At 39.3% G+C, this 18,311-nt stretch carries 16 protein-coding genes; 2 read left to right on the plus strand and 14 right to left on the minus strand.

Translation table 11 applies throughout. From position 1 onward, the window contains the following. Positions 1 to 54: 54 nt before the first annotated feature. The 6 genes from IGI79_RS09340 to IGI79_RS09365 all read right to left on the minus strand — a co-directional run bounded on the left by IGI79_RS09340 (position 55) and on the right by IGI79_RS09365 (position 7,457). Positions 55 to 2,238: a heavy metal translocating P-type ATPase gene (locus tag IGI79_RS09340; RefSeq protein WP_438845888.1), complete on the minus strand. Its 2,184-nt coding sequence runs from the start codon at positions 2,236 to 2,238 to the stop codon at positions 55 to 57. After that, positions 2,239 to 2,448, minus strand: coding sequence for a copper chaperone CopZ (gene copZ, locus IGI79_RS09345; RefSeq protein WP_438845889.1), 210 nt, complete (start codon positions 2,446 to 2,448; stop codon positions 2,239 to 2,241). It lies immediately after the preceding gene. A 13-nt stretch (positions 2,449 to 2,461) separates the two neighbouring features. After that, a complete protein-coding gene (locus IGI79_RS09350; RefSeq protein ID WP_019723074.1) occupies positions 2,462 to 2,902 on the minus strand; it encodes a CopY/TcrY family copper transport repressor in 441 nt (146 codons plus the stop codon). A 75-nt stretch (positions 2,903 to 2,977) separates the two neighbouring features. After that, entirely contained in the window at positions 2,978 to 3,511 is a 534-nt protein-coding gene (locus tag IGI79_RS09355) for a topology modulation protein (protein ID WP_438845890.1), read from the minus strand. 102 nt (positions 3,512 to 3,613) lie between these two features. Next, the gene (locus tag IGI79_RS09360; protein ID WP_019723076.1) at positions 3,614 to 5,077 is read right to left on the minus strand and encodes an APC family permease; all 1,464 of its coding nucleotides are present in this window, start codon (positions 5,075 to 5,077) and stop codon (positions 3,614 to 3,616) included. A 298-nt stretch (positions 5,078 to 5,375) separates the two neighbouring features. Next, positions 5,376 to 7,457: a heavy metal translocating P-type ATPase gene (locus tag IGI79_RS09365; protein WP_438845891.1), complete on the minus strand. Its 2,082-nt coding sequence runs from the start codon at positions 7,455 to 7,457 to the stop codon at positions 5,376 to 5,378. Positions 7,458 to 7,664: 207 nt separating this feature from the next. On the opposite strand from IGI79_RS09365, the gene IGI79_RS09370 reads away from it, so the two are divergent. Both IGI79_RS09370 and IGI79_RS09375 read left to right on the plus strand, forming a co-directional pair. Continuing rightward, positions 7,665 to 8,843, plus strand: a complete 1,179-nt coding sequence (locus IGI79_RS09370; RefSeq protein WP_438845892.1) for a hypothetical protein — start codon at positions 7,665 to 7,667, stop codon at positions 8,841 to 8,843. 110 nt (positions 8,844 to 8,953) lie between these two features. Beyond that, positions 8,954 to 10,246, plus strand: a complete 1,293-nt coding sequence (locus tag IGI79_RS09375; RefSeq protein WP_438845893.1) for a hypothetical protein — start codon at positions 8,954 to 8,956, stop codon at positions 10,244 to 10,246. A 71-nt stretch (positions 10,247 to 10,317) separates the two neighbouring features. On the opposite strand, the gene IGI79_RS09380 is transcribed toward IGI79_RS09375, so the two are convergent. From IGI79_RS09380 to IGI79_RS09415, 8 genes are all read right to left on the minus strand, one after another. Next, positions 10,318 to 10,677, minus strand: coding sequence for a YccF domain-containing protein (locus IGI79_RS09380; RefSeq protein ID WP_010734982.1), 360 nt, complete (start codon positions 10,675 to 10,677; stop codon positions 10,318 to 10,320). Positions 10,678 to 10,710: 33 nt separating this feature from the next. Next, a complete protein-coding gene (locus IGI79_RS09385) occupies positions 10,711 to 11,055 on the minus strand; it encodes a hypothetical protein (protein ID WP_066025744.1) in 345 nt (114 codons plus the stop codon). Next, complete coding sequence (locus IGI79_RS09390) at positions 11,052 to 11,687, minus strand: SGNH/GDSL hydrolase family protein (RefSeq protein ID WP_438845894.1); 636 nt, start codon at positions 11,685 to 11,687, stop codon at positions 11,052 to 11,054. The genes IGI79_RS09385 and IGI79_RS09390 overlap by 4 nt, the downstream gene beginning before the upstream one ends. Positions 11,688 to 11,845: 158 nt before the next feature. Continuing rightward, positions 11,846 to 13,144, minus strand: a complete 1,299-nt coding sequence (gene asnS, locus IGI79_RS09395) for an asparagine--tRNA ligase (RefSeq protein WP_195339492.1) — start codon at positions 13,142 to 13,144, stop codon at positions 11,846 to 11,848. Between the two features lie 30 nt (positions 13,145 to 13,174). Then, positions 13,175 to 14,368, minus strand: a complete 1,194-nt coding sequence (locus IGI79_RS09400) for a pyridoxal phosphate-dependent aminotransferase (RefSeq protein WP_438845895.1) — start codon at positions 14,366 to 14,368, stop codon at positions 13,175 to 13,177. 26 nt (positions 14,369 to 14,394) lie between these two features. Then, a complete protein-coding gene (locus IGI79_RS09405; protein WP_010734977.1) occupies positions 14,395 to 14,898 on the minus strand; it encodes a cell wall elongation regulator TseB-like domain-containing protein in 504 nt (167 codons plus the stop codon). A 68-nt stretch (positions 14,899 to 14,966) separates the two neighbouring features. Continuing rightward, positions 14,967 to 17,756, minus strand: a complete 2,790-nt coding sequence (locus IGI79_RS09410) for a helicase C-terminal domain-containing protein (RefSeq protein WP_438846070.1) — start codon at positions 17,754 to 17,756, stop codon at positions 14,967 to 14,969. Between the two features lie 281 nt (positions 17,757 to 18,037). Continuing rightward, complete coding sequence (locus tag IGI79_RS09415) at positions 18,038 to 18,238, minus strand: cold-shock protein (protein ID WP_005875554.1); 201 nt, start codon at positions 18,236 to 18,238, stop codon at positions 18,038 to 18,040. Positions 18,239 to 18,311: the final 73 nt, after the last annotated feature.

Below are 18,311 nucleotides of genomic sequence, written 5' to 3' on the forward strand. Positions count from 1 at the left end.
GTTTGTTTTTTTTGCTCGTTCATTTTCATTCTGTCCTTTCCTTTGTTGAACCGTTTATTTCTTCATTTTTTGGTTTAGACTTAATGAATTGAGTAACACACTGATTGAGCTAAAGGCCATCGCTCCTCCGGCAATGATTGGATTCAATAAGCCAAACGCAGCAAATGGAATGCCGATCGTGTTATAAATAAATGCCCAAAATAAGTTTTGTTTGATTTTTTTCAAGGTCACACTTGAAAGTTCGATCGTTTGTCCAATCGACGAGAGTTGACTATTCATTAACGTTACATCTGCTGTTTCCATGGCGATATCGGTGCCATTCCCCATGGCGATACCGACATTTGCTAAAGCCAAGGCGGGGGCATCATTGATACCATCACCGACCATTCCCACTTGTTTTCCTTCTTTTTGCAATTTTTCGACATATCCTGCTTTTTCATCAGGTAATACTTCAGCAAAGATGTGTTCTTTTGGAATACCAACTTCTTGTCCAATCGTCGTTGCAACTGATTGATTGTCCCCTGTGACCATATAAACTGCCAATCCTTGGGCTTGTAATTGTTGGATTGCTGATCGTGCGTGGTCTTTGATCTGATCAGCCACAGCGATCATACCCAATACTTGTCTATCATCCGCAAGAAACATCACGGTTTTTCCTTGTCGTTCTAATTGTAACGCTTGTTCTTGATACGCTTCAAATGAAACGTTCAGCTCCACTAGTCGTTTTCTCGTACCAATAAAATAAGATTTTCCATCGATTACCCCACTGATCCCAGCACCCGGATGTGCTTTTGCTTGAACCACAGGCAAAGTCGCGATCGCCTGTTCTTTTCCATAAGTCACAATGGCTTTGCCTAAAGGATGCTCTGAGCCTTGCTCTAATGTGGTGGCGATCGTTAACACTTCTTCGTCACCAATAACGTCTGTGACCACTGGTTTACCTTGTGTGATCGTACCAGTTTTATCTAAAAGGATCGTGTCTAGATGTGTTGCAGCTTCTAATGCCTCGCCGCCTTTGATCAAAATACCCTTTCGTGCGCCTAATCCTGTACCAACCATGATCGCAGTTGGTGTCGCTAGTCCTAACGCACAAGGACAAGCAATAACCAACACTGAAACACTATGGATCACTGCCAGTTCCCAGTTGCCACTGATGAGTCCAGTGACTATTAAGGTAAAGAAAGCAATGACTAAAACGATAGGTACAAAAATACCAGAAATCTTATCAGCAATTTTTTGGATCGGTGCTTTACTTCCTTGGGCATCTTCCACCATTTGGATGATTTGTGAGAGGACAGTTCCTTTTCCTACTTGGGTCACCGTCATTTCAAGAATCCCTGTGGAATTGATGGTTCCGCCGAAGAGTAGATCTCCCGTTTTTTTCTCAACTGGCACACTTTCTCCAGTCAACATTCCTTCATCGATCGCACTATCCCCTTTGATGACTTTCCCATCTGTTGGGATTTGTTCTCCCGGTCGGACGAGTAAAATATCCCCAATCTCTACTTCCTCGATTGGTATGGTCTTTTCTTCACCATTTTTTATGACCTGTGCTGTTTTTTTCTGAAGAGACATCAACTGCTTGATGGCATCGCCGGTTTTACTTTTGGCTGTGTGTTCCAAATATTTTCCTAACAAAATCAGTGTGATGATCATATTGCTACTTTCAAAATATAAGTCCGATGAATGTGTACTGAAAAAACCATTGTATACACTAAGCGCAAATGCGGCGGTCGTACCGATTGCCACTAATACATCCATATTGGGTGCGTTTGTTTTGATGGCATGATACGCTCCTTCATAAAAGCGCCAACCAATATAAAACTGGACAGGGATTGCTAAAATCAGTTGAACCCATGGATCATGGAAAAAATGGACAAGCGTTCCATGAAAGCCTGACATCATTGCAATCATCGCGATCATCATAGGAAGCGTCAAGATAGCACCTATGATGACATCTCGCTTCATCTTTGTTAAATAAGTTTGCTTTTCTTCTGCAATTTTTTGCTTATGTGCCTCATCATATAAAATCGCACCATAACCAATGGTTTCAACACTTTGGATCAGTTCTTCGATTGATACTTCCTGATAATTGACCGTCGCTTTTTCTGTTGCCAGATTAACAGTCGCAGATAATACACCGGGCTGTTCATTCAACTCTTTTTCGATTCGTGCAGCACAATTTGCACAAGTCATTCCAGTAATCACGAGTGTGTCTTTTTTAGCTGGATGCTCCATTTAAACCACCTCTGCTTGATAGCCTAAATCATTGATTGCTTGACATATCGTTGATGGTTGGATCACTGTTTCATCTAATGACACAGTTCCAATCTCTTTTTTTAAGTTGACATTGATTTTTTTAACACCCGGTAGTGCATTGACCGTTTCTTCCACTCGTGCAACGCAATGTTTACAGCTCATTCCTTTGATCGTTACTTTTGTTTTCATCGCTGGTTTCCTCCTAGTTGTTTTGATGGCAATGACATTGTCCTGGAATGCAATTGCACTGGATAGTTGTTACTGGCTCTTTTTTCTTTAATTCTGCCATGATTTGGTCGATATCTGCTTGTGTCAAAGTTGCTTCTGAAACAAGATCTGCAATCGTCTCGCCGATTTTCTTCGCACAAATATGTGAGAATAGATTCTCTGCGGCACTTTGCACGGTATCTGTTTCAGACACAGCTGGATGATAAATGAATTTTTTTCCTTCTTGTTCTGTCCAAATCGCTTCTTTTTTGACAAGTCGTCCTAATAATGTTTTGACTGTTGCTGCTTTCCAGCCCATTGATTCAGAAAGGATCTGTGTGATTTCTTGGGCAGTGGTGTCTCCTAATGTCCAGATGACACGCATGATCTCCCATTCTGAATCACTGATTTTGATTGGCTTTTTCACTTCTTCCATATGTATCACTCTCCTCTTCGTTTACAAACGTAAACTTAAATTCTAAATACAGATTACACTTGTAAACGAAAAGTGTCAACTACTTCTACTTCGCCATTGCTCTAAAAATTTTTTTTGCTGTCGCGGACCATTCAAAATGACTAATTTTCCTTCTGCTCCTTGTTCATAGATTTTTTTGATTGCTAAGGGTTCCCTATCTTTCTTGAAACGCCAAACAAAAAGTAAAAAGTCCAAATATTCTTTGTCGAATTTTTCTATAAATTCTTCTGGAACATCTGGACGGGTACTTTTATCTAATTTTCGTTTGATCGAACGTTTGACCACACGATACATCGCGATATGTCTCGGCAAGCGAAGTAACAGGATCAAGTCAGCTTGTTCAATTCGATCTTTTGCAATCGATAGATAATTTCCTTCGATGATCCAATCCTTGTTCTCAGCCATAAATTTTTCCTGTTCTTTTAACAACCACTGCTTGGCTGCTTTTCCATAGTCCGTTGTTAGCCATAAACGATCCAGTGCTAAAAGAGGGCTTCCTGACGTTGTTTGTAAGCTTCTTGCAAGTGTGGACTTACCTGCACCCGACTGTCCAATAATCATTATTTTCATTTTGTCCTCCTTCGAATGGTCATCTTTTTATTTTACCTCTTATTCTTAATAACGCAAAAAAAGACCGAACCAATCGTTGGACTGATTCGGTCAAATCTTATTTTAGAGTTGAGAAACTGGTTCTTTCAATGGATTTTTCTTATTATCACGACGCGCGATTGCTGGTAAGATCATACCTAGTAAAATCAAAATGATCGGTGTGACGATATTTGAGATCAATTGGAACCACCAAGCTTGTGGATCAGCAGCGTATTCCACTTTTGGTACCATTCCCAAAATACATGCAAACGCAGTGAAAGCAAAACACCAAGCACCAAAGATGAATCCAACTTTAGGATTTTTCACGAACTTATATTCTGACGTGAATTTTTTGTATGCTTTGTTCAACATCATATAGGCTAGGAATACCCATAAGTAACGCATTGGCATAACGACTGAATTTAAGTTCGTCAGCCATTTAACTAATTCATTCATATCTTTGATACCAATAATCGGTAATAGGATGATGATACCGACTAAGATACCAGTTAACATATAACCATTGACCAACGTTCCTTTACGGTTACGTCTACGTAACCAACTCGGCACAAATTCTGGATCTGCATCGGCTAACAAGATCTTCAATGGCGCATCAATAGAAAATGCCAAGGCAGAAATTTGACCGACCATATTCGTCAATGCATAGATGATCATCAATGCATTACCGATACCATAATAGTTACCTAAGATTTGGAAGGCACTGTACGCACCGTTTGCCATTAAATCTTTAGGAATATTATCACTTGCAAATAACATACCCATTGCCACAGAACCTAAAACAGCACAGATACCGACCATCGCTGCTAAAAAGATCATCCCTTTTGGAAATTCTTTTGCGGGATTACGTGTAGAATTAACATAAGGAGAGATTTTCTCAGCGCCTCCTACAGCAAAGACTAACATCGAAACAGTCGTAAAGTAACTAAAGTCAAACTTAGGAATATACGTTTTGACTTGGTTCATATTTGCTGTCGCAAATTCCATCGTTGGATTGATGAATGGCGCAGTAACAGCAAGTAAAATGAATAATAATGACATGACAAACATTGCTGTACCTGCTAAACCACCGATAACTTTTAACGTAGATAAACCTTTAGTTGATAAATACAAGAAAGCTAAGAAAATGATCAATGAGATAACTGCGACCATTTGGACGGACATCGTATTGACGATATCGCCATTTCCTTGGACTGCCCACCCAGCAGCAATCAAGATTGCTTGCGGTTTTTGTGCTAAATAAGGAATATGCACGACCCAGTAAGTCCAAGCAGCATAATAAGCTAAGCGTTTATTCGAAGTAGTATTTTCTACCCAAGAACTAACGCCCCCTTTACTATCTTTGAATGCTGATCCTAATTGACCGACGATCAGTGCATAGGGGATAAAATAAATAGCTAGGATCAATAACCATGAAGTGATTACTGAGATTCCTTGTTGCGCGTAGTTATTGACGACATTCCCCATACCCCAGACCATGTTGAATGCAATCAACGCTACTGTAAACCAGCGCAGTTGTTTTTCGTTCATCTGATTTCTCCTTTATAAATATTTAATAATTATTCATTGACTATCATATTCAATTTTCATAATGTTTACAACACTTCGTTATTTTATTTGTGGATTATTTTAGGTAAAACACATTGTTTTTACATTTATTTTTCATTTTATCCTCTAATACCTAATCTAAAGGCGCACAAACAAGAAGTATTTTCTAACTATTTTGGAATTTTCAGAACAATTAAAATCTTCCAGTTATTTTAATCACAGAAAAACCACAGTCCTCAAATAAATGATTTCTGTGGTTTAACGGTGCTTTTTTGACTGTTTATTTGACTTTTTTGACAGATAGCCCACGCATGGCGTTTAAAACTGCTATCAGGGTCACACCCACATCGGCAAAGACTGCATTTCCCATAGAAGCAAAGCCAATAGCTCCGAGAACCAATACGATTACTTTTACTCCAATAGCAAACGCAATATTTTGCTTGACGATTTTCAATGTTTTTCTTGAAATTTGAATCGCCTCCGCAAGTTTTGATGGCTCATCGTTCATGATGACGACATCGGCTGCTTCAATGGCTGCATCACTGCCTAAACCACCCATGGCGATTCCCACATCTGCTCGAGCTAATACCGGTGCATCATTGATCCCATCACCGACAAAGGCAGTTTTCTGAGTCGTTTCCCTCATCAATGCTTCTAATTTTTCTACCTTATCTTCTGGAAGCAGTTCACTATAGACTGTATCGACTCCGACCTCTTTTGCGACTTGTTCCGCAATCTTTTGGGCATCACCTGTCAACATCACTGTCTTTTTGACGCCGACTTTTTTCAATGTCTCGATAGCAAATGTTGCATCTGGTTTGATCGTATCCGCAATAACTAAATAGCCCATGAGCTGACTGTCGATCGCTAAATAGATCAATGTTCCTATTTCATGATTCTCTGGTTGCTCGACTCCATAGCGAGCCAATAATTTTTGATTTCCGACAAGTACCTCTTGTCCCTTGACCTGTGCGTTGATTCCTTCTCCAGCGATTTCTGCAGGTTCTTCAATTTCATATAAAGGGCCACTGTAGGTATCCATGACCGCCTTAGCGATTGGATGTGTCGATAGATTTTCTAAACTCGCAACATATTTCATAAATGCTTTCTCGTCGATGGTAGAAACAACTTTTTGTACGGCAAAATCACCCTTTGTCAGGGTACCTGTTTTGTCAAATACCACTGTTTCTGTACGAGCTAAAAGTTCTAGATAATTTCCACCTTTGACAAGTATCCCTTGTTTACTCGCTCCACCGATTCCTCCGAAAAAGCTAAGCGGAACAGAAATGACCAATGCACATGGACAAGAGATCACTAGAAATGTCAATGCTCGATAGATCCATTCAGAAAAATCTCCTCCATAAAGTAAGGGTGGGACAGTTGCTAAAAGAACAGCTAAAGCAACAACGATCGGCGTATAGTAACGAGCAAACTTAGTGATGAATTTTTCAGCAGGTGCCTTTTTACTGCTTGCTGTCTCCACTAGTTCTAATAATTTGCTGATGGTCGAATTTTCATAGTTCTTTTTTACTTCGATGGTTAAAGGATGGGTCTTATTGATAAAACCACTTAATACATTTTCCCCACTCATCACTTCTTTAGGCAATGATTCTCCTGTTAATGCAGATGTATCTACGAGGGATTGTCCCTTCAAAATCGTTCCATCCAAAGGAATTCTTTCACCTGGTTTGACCATGACCGACTCACCGATCTGCACCTCTTCTGGTAGCTTATTTACCAAGCCGCTTTCAGTGATCACATGAGCAACTTCCGGTCGGATCGCCATCAACTCACGAATGGACCGACGAGACTGATCGACCGCAAAATGTTGGAAATACTCCCCAATCTGATAAAATAACATGACTGCGACGGCTTCTGGATATTCACCGATCATCATTGCACCAATCGTTGCAATCGACATTAAAAAGTTTTCATCAAACACTTGTCCTTTACGAATATTGACAAACGCTTGCTTGATCACATCAAAGCCGATAAGAACAAAAATGGCGAAAAAAGTAACGAAACGAATTGGCTCAGCAGGCTTCCATAAAAACAATAAAAGTAAACTAAGTGACGCTATGATGATACGTAACAACGCTGTTTTATTTTCTTTTTCTGGTTCATGATTTTCACTTATCTGGTTTTTCACTTCGATTACTTTGACCTCTGGTTCTAATCGATGGATTTCTTCTGTTGCTTGCTTTTCAATCGCTTCAATGACCGCTTTGTCTGCATCGATCATCATTTTTCCAGTCGCAAAATTGACTGATGCTTCTTTTACGCCAGGTATTGCTTGTACTTTTTTTTCGATTTTCATCGCACAATTTGCGCAATCTAAACCTTCTAATTGATAACTTTTCATTTCAAGTCCCTCCTCACTAAACATATGACTATCTCTTCATAAGTTATTATACATGAATGATCGTTCATATGTCAAATCATAGTAATAACAGATCATGATTGAAGTATCGTTCGAGAGAATCATTATTTCTGCAAGGTGTAAAAGAAGGTGCTTATGTAAAAGTGACGAATGATAAACTTTTACAATAGAAAATAAAGGAGGTAATACATGATTGATTTCAACGATCAATACCATATACTAGCTATGGCTTTACGACTAGGAAAAGCTGCCAACTTCAAAGCAGTCGGAAAGAAAGGAAAAGAAAATTATCAATTTTTATTTTCAAAATTGATTAAAATGATCGAAAATGATCAAGACTCCTTTTTTATTGAAACAGATAAAAAAAATGACTTGATACACTCTTTTAAACAGACCATTGACTATTATGATGGAAAAAAAAGAAGAGATGTTCAGCACATCATTGAAAATTTAAGAGAGGATGACCCAACTAGCTTTGTCATCATCCCCTCTTACTCTACTACTACAAGATTATTTCATGATCACATATATAGCTTGATCATTCACAAAAATAAGGACTACATTGTTACTAAGATCAATAAATTAGAGTCAATGACTACGAACTTCCAGCTTAAAATTGATGAAAAAAATTTAAATATGCTTAGCGATATTCTTTATTATTCTAAGTTTGAGTATCGAAAGACGAGAATATCTGTTGATATATTTTCAACACTAAAAAAGATAGCTGTTGAAAAACCCTCTGCTTTACATGTGGAAATGCGTGGTTATCCAGGTGTTACAAATTGCCCGATACTTGAACCGTTAACAGCATTAAAATGGACTGTGTACAATTGCAATAAGCCAATTTCATCTGCCGAAATCAAGGAGAAGAAAGTGATCAATCCAAAACTATGGCCTTCAAAAGAGCTTCGGATGCGATTTTATCAAACGTTCTTAACCGATAATGAGCAACATAATCAACAATTTTCTATATTATGGCATTATTACATCATGCGAAAAGCAGAAACTCAATTAGTTGATAAAGAATACATAGGAAAGATCCGCTATCTTTCTATTAAATATTTAAATAAAGTCTTAAATGATCCAGCCGTTCCAATAGAATTTAAGAGAAATCAAACAAATGAAGCAAGTCAACAAAATTATAAAGTATTTCATTCAAGGTCAAAAAAATTGGAAACGTTACACACAAAAATTAGTCATATAACTAATAAAAAGAACATAGCAACTGATAGATCTCAACATAAAAACGCTGAGAATTCTCAAGATTTTACACTAAGTAATAGGATTGCTTCTACTTCATCAGCTAATGTTACCTACCTGAGTTTTCTCTCAAAAAAAGAGCGCCAAGTGTGTTCAATACAAAGGTAACTGTTTTCCTACGGAATTGAAATAAAGCGAAAAACAGTTGCCAAGTAAATTTATCCTATCCTTTCTATCGTGGGATCACTTCACAAAAATAAAAAATAAGGAGAGTTATTATGCTTGATTTTGATGGACAATACCACCAATTGGCACTTGCTTTAAGATTAGGAAATGCGGCGGAATTTGAAGTTGTCGGTTCAGGCGGAAGAAAAAATTATCAATTTTTATTTTCAAGATTTATCAAAATGATTGAAAATGATGTTGCTGGTACCTTGATCAATGAAAGTCAAAAAAATCAAGTGATCCAGTCTTTAAGAAATACGATCGTCTACTACGATATGAAAAAACCGGCTGAACTGGAAGAGAAAATCAGACATTTAAAAAAAGATGACCCAGCCAGTTTTATGATTTTTCCAGCTTATTCAGTGACCCCTGACTCTTATCATAATCATATTTATGGCTTAGTGATTTATAAGCAAGATAATGACTATCTTGTCGCGAAATTAGATAAATATGAGACAAATAAAGAGATGGGGAATCATTTGCTAAAAATCCCAGCGGATCAGTTGGGGAAATTAAGTAAAATACTATTTGCGACAAAGCTTGAACACCACAGTGAGTCTAAAATCAACCTCATCAATGAAATCACCAGACTCTCGGATAAGCCTGCAAAAAACCTTGATTTTGAAATGAGAGAGTATGCAATGATTCCCAACTGCCCGATTTTAGAACCGCTTGTCACTTTCCGAAGTGTTCTTTATAATTGTCAGAAAGCTATTTTTACTCCACCATTGACTGAAGATAAAGTGAAACCTAAATTCTGCTCATCGTTTGCGTTTCGTGAGCGGTTCTTTCAGACTTTTTTAGGTGAAAATTTAAAACACGATCAAAAATTTTTTCAATTATGGAAACATTACGAACAGCGAAAAAAAATCACTGGTTTAAAAGAAACTATCTCCAGAGATGAATTCGTTGATATTTCGGATGATTTCGTAAAGAAAGTCTACGAAGATCCTAAAACACCAAAAAAATTTGTCAAAAATCAATCCGTTGAGGTTGCACCTTATTATTATCATGTTTTTTATGATGATTCCAGGCGATTGAAACCATTGGATGCTCACATCGACGCAATCATCGATGGAACGGATCAACCATTAAAAGAAGGATTCCGCCAAAAAGTAAAAGTTAAGAGCCAGCGGTTTGGTGGAGCAGTGAAGACAGTCAAAGATAGGATTTTTTCTGATAGACAGACCTCTAAAAGTAACGTCACAGATGTGCCACTTCCAACTTCTCCAACACAAACGTCCTTTACACAAGCGAATTTTAATCATCGCGTAGTAGACGCAACCAACAAATCGAATTTTTTGAGTAAGCAAATACCTAAAAAACATACAGATATCACTCGCTAAGTGTAAAAAAAGTAACTCTTTGGACAGACAACCAACTGTGCAAGAGAGTTACTTTTATATTTAGTCACTATTTAAACGATTTCTGCCCCAAATGGCATCAACGCTAGGCGTGCTAGTTTGAAGGATTGCTTTGCGAAAGGAATACCAATGATCGTGATACAAAGTAAAATCCCACTGATGACATGTCCTAAAGCAATCGGCAAACCTGACACGATCAACCAAATGATATTGACGATCAACGATACGCCATTGTTTGTATAGATGACTTCTTTTCCAAATGGTGCAAACGACAAAGACGCTAGTTTAAAACATTGCAGCCCGACCGGAATACCAACAATTGTGATACACCATAATACACCTGCTACCGCCCAACTAAGTCCGCCGAGTAAACCACCAAAAATAAACCAAATAATGTTTCCAATACAACTCATTGTTTCTTTCTCCATTCTAACGAGAGTCTTACTTTAAAACCCATTGAAATCGACTCTCTTGATTTTACGTTTTTTTGCTTCTAGTAACCACTGTTCCATAAACTGGGCTGCTACTGTTCTTTCATGATCGACTGCTACAAAAATCGTTTGAACCAGTTCACCTGATTGCTGATCAGCTTCAGTCGTTTCGCTTTGTCTCGCTTGTCCAAAAGCGAAGATCATTGTTTTTTCTGTATCTTCCTGTTCCGCTACAATGGATATATTCAATGGATCTTTTATTTCTGTTAGCGTTAGTTCTTTCAAGAAGCGATTTTCTTGTTGCCTGATCAACGTATTGATCATTGGTAGATCTGCTTCGGTCGCTTGGCGAATGATCATTCAAACCACTCTTTTCTTTTTTTGACCGTTTCTATCCAAATATTGGCGATCGTTTCATGACCCAGTAGTGTCGGGTGTACACCATCATCCCCTGTATATTTCTCATAGCCATAAGAAATGCCTAAAGAATTCAACGTGCCATCTAACGGAACGAAGACTGCTTGATATTCTTTTGCTAACTGACGAATCAAATGGATCTTCGGATCAAGATCACTACGCCAACTTCTACGGTCGTCAGGCTCTGGCAAAACAAATGGTTCCATCAAGATGATTTTTTTGATGCCACTTTCCACTAAGCGATCAAGTAAATATCGATAATCGGCTTCAAAACGATCAAAAGATTCTTTTGTCGCAAAAGCTGCAGGTTCGCCTACATTGTGCCACGTATCATTGATACCGATCAAAATCGAGACGATATCAGGTTTCAAGTCGATGCAGTCTGCTTGCCAACGCTTCTTGAGGTCTGCCAACTTATTCCCGCCGATTCCGCGATTGAAGAATGTCCATGTTCTTTCTGGATCACTCGCAGCCAATTTTGCCGCTGTCAACAGTGCATAACCATGACCGAGATCGTCAGATCCTCTGCCCGCATCTGTAATACTATCCCCGATGAATAAAAGTCGCTGTTCCATCACACACCCTACTTTCTATGCCACTTTTAGGTTATTATCCCACACACGCTTAGCCAAAGAAAGAAGGAACTGGCACATTAGTAATTTTGTAAGAACTTTTTAAAAAACGCGCTCCACGAAAATTCGCAGAACGATTTTCGTGGAACGCGTCTTATTTCTTATGGGTAAATACGATTTAACAAACGTGGGAATGGAATTGCTTCACGTACATGATCGATCCCTGAGATCCAAGTCACTGTACGTTCTAAGCCTAAGCCGAAACCAGAATGTGGAACAGATCCGTATTTACGTAGATCTAGGTACCATGAGTATTCTTTTTCGTCTAAGCCATGGCTCTTGATTTGTTCAAGTAAGAAATCATAGTCAGTCGCACGTTCACTTCCGCCGATGATCTCGCCATATCCTTCAGGTGCGATCATATCTGCACAAATCACGACATCTTCTCTTGTTGGATGTGGTTTCATGTAGAATGGTTTGATCGCTTTTGGATAGTTCAAGATAAAGACTGGTTGTTCAAATGAGTTCGCAATGAACGTTTCGTGTGGTGAACCGAAATCGTCGCCCCACTCGATATCATCAAAGCCATTTTTCTTCAATAACTCGATGGCATCATCATACGTGATACGTGGGAAAGGTAATTTAGTATAAGTTTTCAATACTTCTTTATCACGTTCTAAGACGTCTAAAGCATACTCGCAGTTATCTAATACACTTTGAACTAAGAAAGCAACATATTGTTCTTGAACTTCTAAGCTTTCTTCTTGGTGTGTGAACGCCATTTCAGGTTCGATCATCCAAAACTCGATCAAATGACGACGTGTTTTTGATTTTTCCGCACGGAAAGTTGGTCCGAATGAGAATACTTTCCCAAATGCCATTGCAGCAGCTTCCATGTATAATTGACCACTTTGTGACAAATACGCTTTTTGATCAAAGTAGTTTGTCTCAAATAGATCTGTTGTCCCTTCTGGCGCAGAACCAGTCAAGATCGGTGGATCGATTTTAACGAATTGGTTGTTGTTGAAAAATTCGTAGGTTGCACGGATGATTTCATTTCGAATCTGCATCACTGCATGTTGGCGAGAAGAGCGTAACCATAAATGGCGATGATCCATCAAGAAATCTGTTCCATGTTCTTTTGGTGTGATTGGATAATCATGACTTTCACTCACTACTTCAATGTTCGTGATCCCGATCTCATAGCCAAATTTAGAACGGCTATCTTCACGAATCTCACCTGTCACAAGGATCGATGTTTCTTGAGAAAGATTTTTTGCCATTTGGAAAACTTCCTCAGGCACTTCGCTTTTTACGACAACTCCTTGGAAGAATGCTGTCCCATCTCGCAATTGTAAAAAGGCGATTTTCCCACTTGAACGCTTATTAGCGACCCAAGCACCGATCGTGACTGTTTCGCCTACATGTTTTTTTGAATCGATGATTTGAATTTGTTCCACGTAAAATTCTCCTTTGTCCTATAATAATTTCTATTCGTTTTGACTTTTACTCTCAATAAAACGTTGGATTCGTCGGATTCCTTCTTCTAACGTTGCTAGATTCGCCGCATAACTCAAACGAACATTTTCCGGTGCGCCGAAACCTTCACCTGTAACTAGAGCAACCCCTGCTTCTTCTAGTAGATCTTCGACCCACGGCGTCACTTGTTCATAGCCACATATCGCTAACGTTTCTTTCACATTCGGAAACAAGTAAAATGCGCCTTGTGGTCTTTTGACCGACACCCCAGGCAAATCAGCAACAAGCGGAAATACGATGTCTAGACGGTCTTCAAATGCTTTGCGCATCTCTTCAACGGTATCTTGTTCCCCTTGTAATGCTTCAACAGCCGCATATTGACTGACTGCAGTTGGGTTACTAGTTGATTGTGATGCAATCGCAATCATCCCATCAATGATTTTTTGATCGCCGACCGCGTATCCGATACGCCAACCTGTCATTGCATAGGTTTTTGATACACCGTTGATGATTATCGTCTGTTCACGTATTGCTTTTGAAATCGTTGCAATTGGAGTAAACTCATTGTCATTATAAACTAATCGGCCATAAATATCATCAGCAACTATTAAAATATCGTTTTTTACTGCCCATTCACCTATAACTTGTAGTTCTTCTTTTGTATAGATCATCCCTGTCGGATTAGAAGGAGAATTGATAATGACTGCTTTTGTCTTGGAAGAACGTGCTTGTTCCAATTGTTCGATGGTCACTTTGAAATCATTGACTTCTTGACCAGTGACAAAAATAGGGACACCTTCTGCTAACTTGACTTGTTCACCATAGCTCACCCAATAAGGTACTGGAATGATGACTTCATCTTTTGGATCTAGGATTGTTTGGAATAAGGCATAGAGGGCAAATTTCGCCCCGTCTGTCACAATCGTCTGAGAAGCATCGTAAGTCAAGCCATAATAGGTTTCCAGATACGAAACGATTGCCTGTCTTAATTCTGGAATACCCGCTGTTGGCGTATAATAGCTTGCTTTTCCATTCTTGATGGCTGCGATCGCTGCTTCTTGGATATTTTCAGGTGTAGCAAAATCAGGCTCTCCTACGGTCAAACTGATAATGTCTTTCCCTTGTGCTTTCAATGCCTTTGCTTTTGCTGCAGTTGCTAGTGTTACGGAAGGCTCTAAGCGTTCCACTCTTTTTGACTGTTTCATCCAATCTATCCTTTCATCCGTCTTTTCTATACCCCGCTAATGACTTTGACTTCCTCTCCCGTTTTAAAAGAAAGTAAATAATAATTCAACTGGTCATCTGACGTTTTGGTAATGACTTCCCATACCGGTTCATCTTTGTACATCCCTAAGGAAGCTTTTTCCACTTGTTGATCGGGATGTTGTTTGCTGATTTCTTGGCGGGCAGCTTCTTCGGTCAAGCCTGCTTTTTGTTCTAACACTTTCACACGCTCACCCGATTTAGGTATGATCACTGCAATATCTTGTCCTTTATCGTTTTGGCCTGTTAATGAAAAATAAGTGGCTTCCCGAGTAAACCAATAGAATTGGTCCACTTCCTCAAGATTTGCATATTGTTCAGCTAGTTTTGTCGCCTCTTGTTTCGCTTGCGTCATTGGGCGTGTCGCACGCAGATAAAAAATCGTACTGATCACGATTACTGCTAATAAAGCGATGATCAAGCCCAGCAAGATGCGATTGATCGTATGTTCTTTGTTTGTCTGATTCTTCAAGGACTGTCGCTCCTTCTTTTTTCATTGATGTCCATTATAACAGATTTCGAGGTGAAAATAGTCCTCGATTATGGCTTAATTTCTTCGTTTTTGTTTAAGAAATCATGGATATCCTCACAAATTTGTTCAAAAGGCGCCTCTTGGACAGGCATCTTTTTAGGCAAGGCATGAATGATCCTCGCGCCATATTTTGCGGTCACTAATCGTCGATCTAAAATCAGCAAGACACCTTTGTCCGTTTCCGAACGAATCAAACGACCTAAAGCTTGTCTGACCTTCAGTGCTGCCTTTGGTAAGGATTCTTGATAAAAAGGGTTGATGCCTTCCGATTCCAAATACGCATTTCTCGCTTTGACCATTGGACGTTGTGGATGATCGAATGGCAACCGCGTAATGACGACTAGTTGTAACGCATCTCCTGGCAGGTCGACGCCTTCCCAAAAACTATCTGCGCCGAATAGCACGCTCATATCAGAAAGAACAAAACGCTTCAATAGTTTCTCACGACTGCCACCGATTCCTTGAGCTAAAATCTCTCTTCCTTGTTCAAGCATTGTCAAATGCATTCGTTGATACACCTTTTGTAAAACATCATGAGAAGTAAACAAAACTAGGATCGGTCTTTTTTCTTGTCTGATCAACTGGTATAAGACATCCGTTAGATAGTCGACATACGCTGTACCACTTAATTGATTGATCTCTGGTGCTTCTTTTGGCACGAAGATCCGTGCTTGTTTTTCGTAATCATAAGGAGAGGCAATGACTTTCAGCGGAGTACCTTCAATTCCTAATCGTTTCGCCAAATATTGACGATCTGGGCCCACTTTCAATGTCCCTCCTATATATAAAATCCGTTCATAGTGCTGATACCAAACTGTATTGGGAATCAGTGCGGCAGTAAAATCGTGGAGATGGAACATCGTCTGCTGAGGGGTGGCACCCGGAACAAACCAATGGACTAAACTTTCTTGCCAATTCTCCAACCATTCTTCCATAAAACTTGCTTGTTGATCTAAACGATCAAACAAAGCATACAGACTTGCAAGATCGACACGCATTTGCTTCGTCCAACTTTCTTGAAGCACCTCTAAGCCTGAACGGATCCTGTACTGCAATTCCTTTATTTCTTGGTAAAAAAGATGAAGATGGTCAATGGCTGTACTTGCTTCAAAAGATAATTTATCTAAGTCCTCTTTCGTGATCATGACTTCTTCCGGGTAAGTTTGTCTTTTTTGTTGAGGTATGATCTCAAGTAACCCTTCAGCTAAACAAAGCTGTGCCTCACGAAGCGCAGACAACTCTTCTTTGTAGATATCAAGCCAGCGCTGCCCCTCATGATTGGCTGGCAGATAGCCTTTGAAACGATCGAACAAGCGGTCAGGTTCTTCGAATAATTGCACTTCCTTGTTAAAATAACTCAAACTGAATCGTTGATCATTGACTTTTTCAGCAATCTCAGGCAAATGGTGCGCCTCATCGATCAATAAATAAGGACTTTCAGGCAACAACGGTGTTTTTCTTTGCGTTTCTTGGACTAAGAAAGCATGGTTGACGATCAAGAAATTGCTTTGCTTGATTTGTCGATGCAAAAATCGAATAAAATCTTGTTCATAGAACGCTTGTTTTTTCGCTAAAAAGTCAAGCCCGCGATGCGAAACATCTGTAAAAAAGGCATGATTCAAATTCGTTAGATGCAACTCATCTAAATCTCCTGTTTTCGTCTGTGTCAACCAGACAAGAACCGTCATTTGGTAGAGTGCATATTGTTTTTGCTCCTTTGGCTCAAGGAGTGTGGCTTTGAACCGTTGCAAATCGAGATAATGGCGGTAGCTTTTGATAATCGTCGCTTGGATCGGTTGGTCGAATAATTGATTCAACAAAGGAATATCTTTTTCCATGATCTGCTCTTGTAAAACAAGCGATACCGTACTGATCACTGCCGGCTTCTCCGGTGTAGCTAGATAGCTAAGAGGCAAGAGATAGCCAATCGTCTTGCCCATACCAGTCGCTGCTTCGATCATCAAATTTTTCGATTCATCTTTGGTAAAATGATCATACACAACATTCATCAAACGATTTTGTTCTTTACGATACATCAACGTTTTTCCAAATATTTTCTCTTTCGCTTGTTTTTTTCTTGGATAATCTTTATGACCATAGTAAACTTCTGAAAACAGTTCGACTTCTTTTTTTTGTAAGGCGATTCCCTCGATGATTTCCAGTTCATCTGATAAAGGTGGTGGCTGCTTTCTCAGTTCGTTGGTGATCTGTTCGATGAATAATCTGGTATCCATCCCTGTATGATTGCTCAGTTTCACGATCTGTTCAAGCGTCACTAAAGGTAACTGACGCATCCGTTCTTCAATCAGTAGAAGCAACTGTGCTGTCACTTCCGCATCGCTATCTGCCTGATGGGGATTATCGTGGATAAACCCCAGACTTTCTGACAAATCAGCTAACCGAAAGCTCGGTTCAGTCGGCAAAAATATCTGGGCCAACTCGACTGTATCGATTCCTGGAATCTTTAATTTAGGTACGCCACAGCGAGTCAATTCATGGTTCAAAAACTGATAATCAAAATAAATATTATGCGCCACGAAGATGGTATCCGCTAGAAGGTTGTAAATCGTTTGTGCTACATCTTCAAAATAGGGTGAACGATGGACACGTTGATTGGTGATCCCTGTCAAATGCTGGATCTGTTTTGAGATTTTTCGCCCAGGGTTGATATCCATCGAATAACGAGAGGTGATCCGCCCATCTTCGATCATGACACATCCAAATTGGATAATGCGATCTTCTTTTGGATTTGTCCCAGTCGTTTCAATATCGACGACTGCATAAGTTTTCGGTTTCAACATATCTTCCTCTTCTCTTCCCTCTAGTCTTCTTTTGAAATTATACTACAAATCACTTGAAAATTCTTAGGAAATCAACCTAAAGCATACGTCTGTTATTATCTTTGCTACTGAGAGAAACAGTAAGTTTACTTCTCCCCTTCTTTTTCTCGTTATCACTCATCCAACCATGTAAAGCGATGTTCTTAGGTGTAGAGAATCAAAGCATATGAAAAGAAAACACAAAAAAGCCCAGACCGCTAGGAACTAGCAGACTGAGCTTTTATTTAGTAGTGGGTTAATTAAGCTTTAACAACGTTAGTTGCTTGAGGGCCACGTTGACCTTCTTCAACATCGAAGTTTACTGTTTGGCCTTCTTCTAAAGTTTTGAATCCATCACCTTGGATAGCTGAGAAATGAACGAATACATCGTTGCCGTTTTCTGCTGTAATGAAACCGAAACCTTTTTCTGAGTTAAACCATTTCACTGTACCTGTTTCCATAATAAAAATCCTCCTTGTGTATCAAACACATATTTTGCAATTACTTGAATGGTGAATATCTGGAAGATGTTTA

This window comes from Enterococcus sp. AZ084 (genome assembly GCF_051714905.1).
In the GTDB taxonomy this organism is placed as follows: Bacteria; Bacillota; Bacilli; order Lactobacillales; family Enterococcaceae; genus Enterococcus_B; species Enterococcus_B pernyi.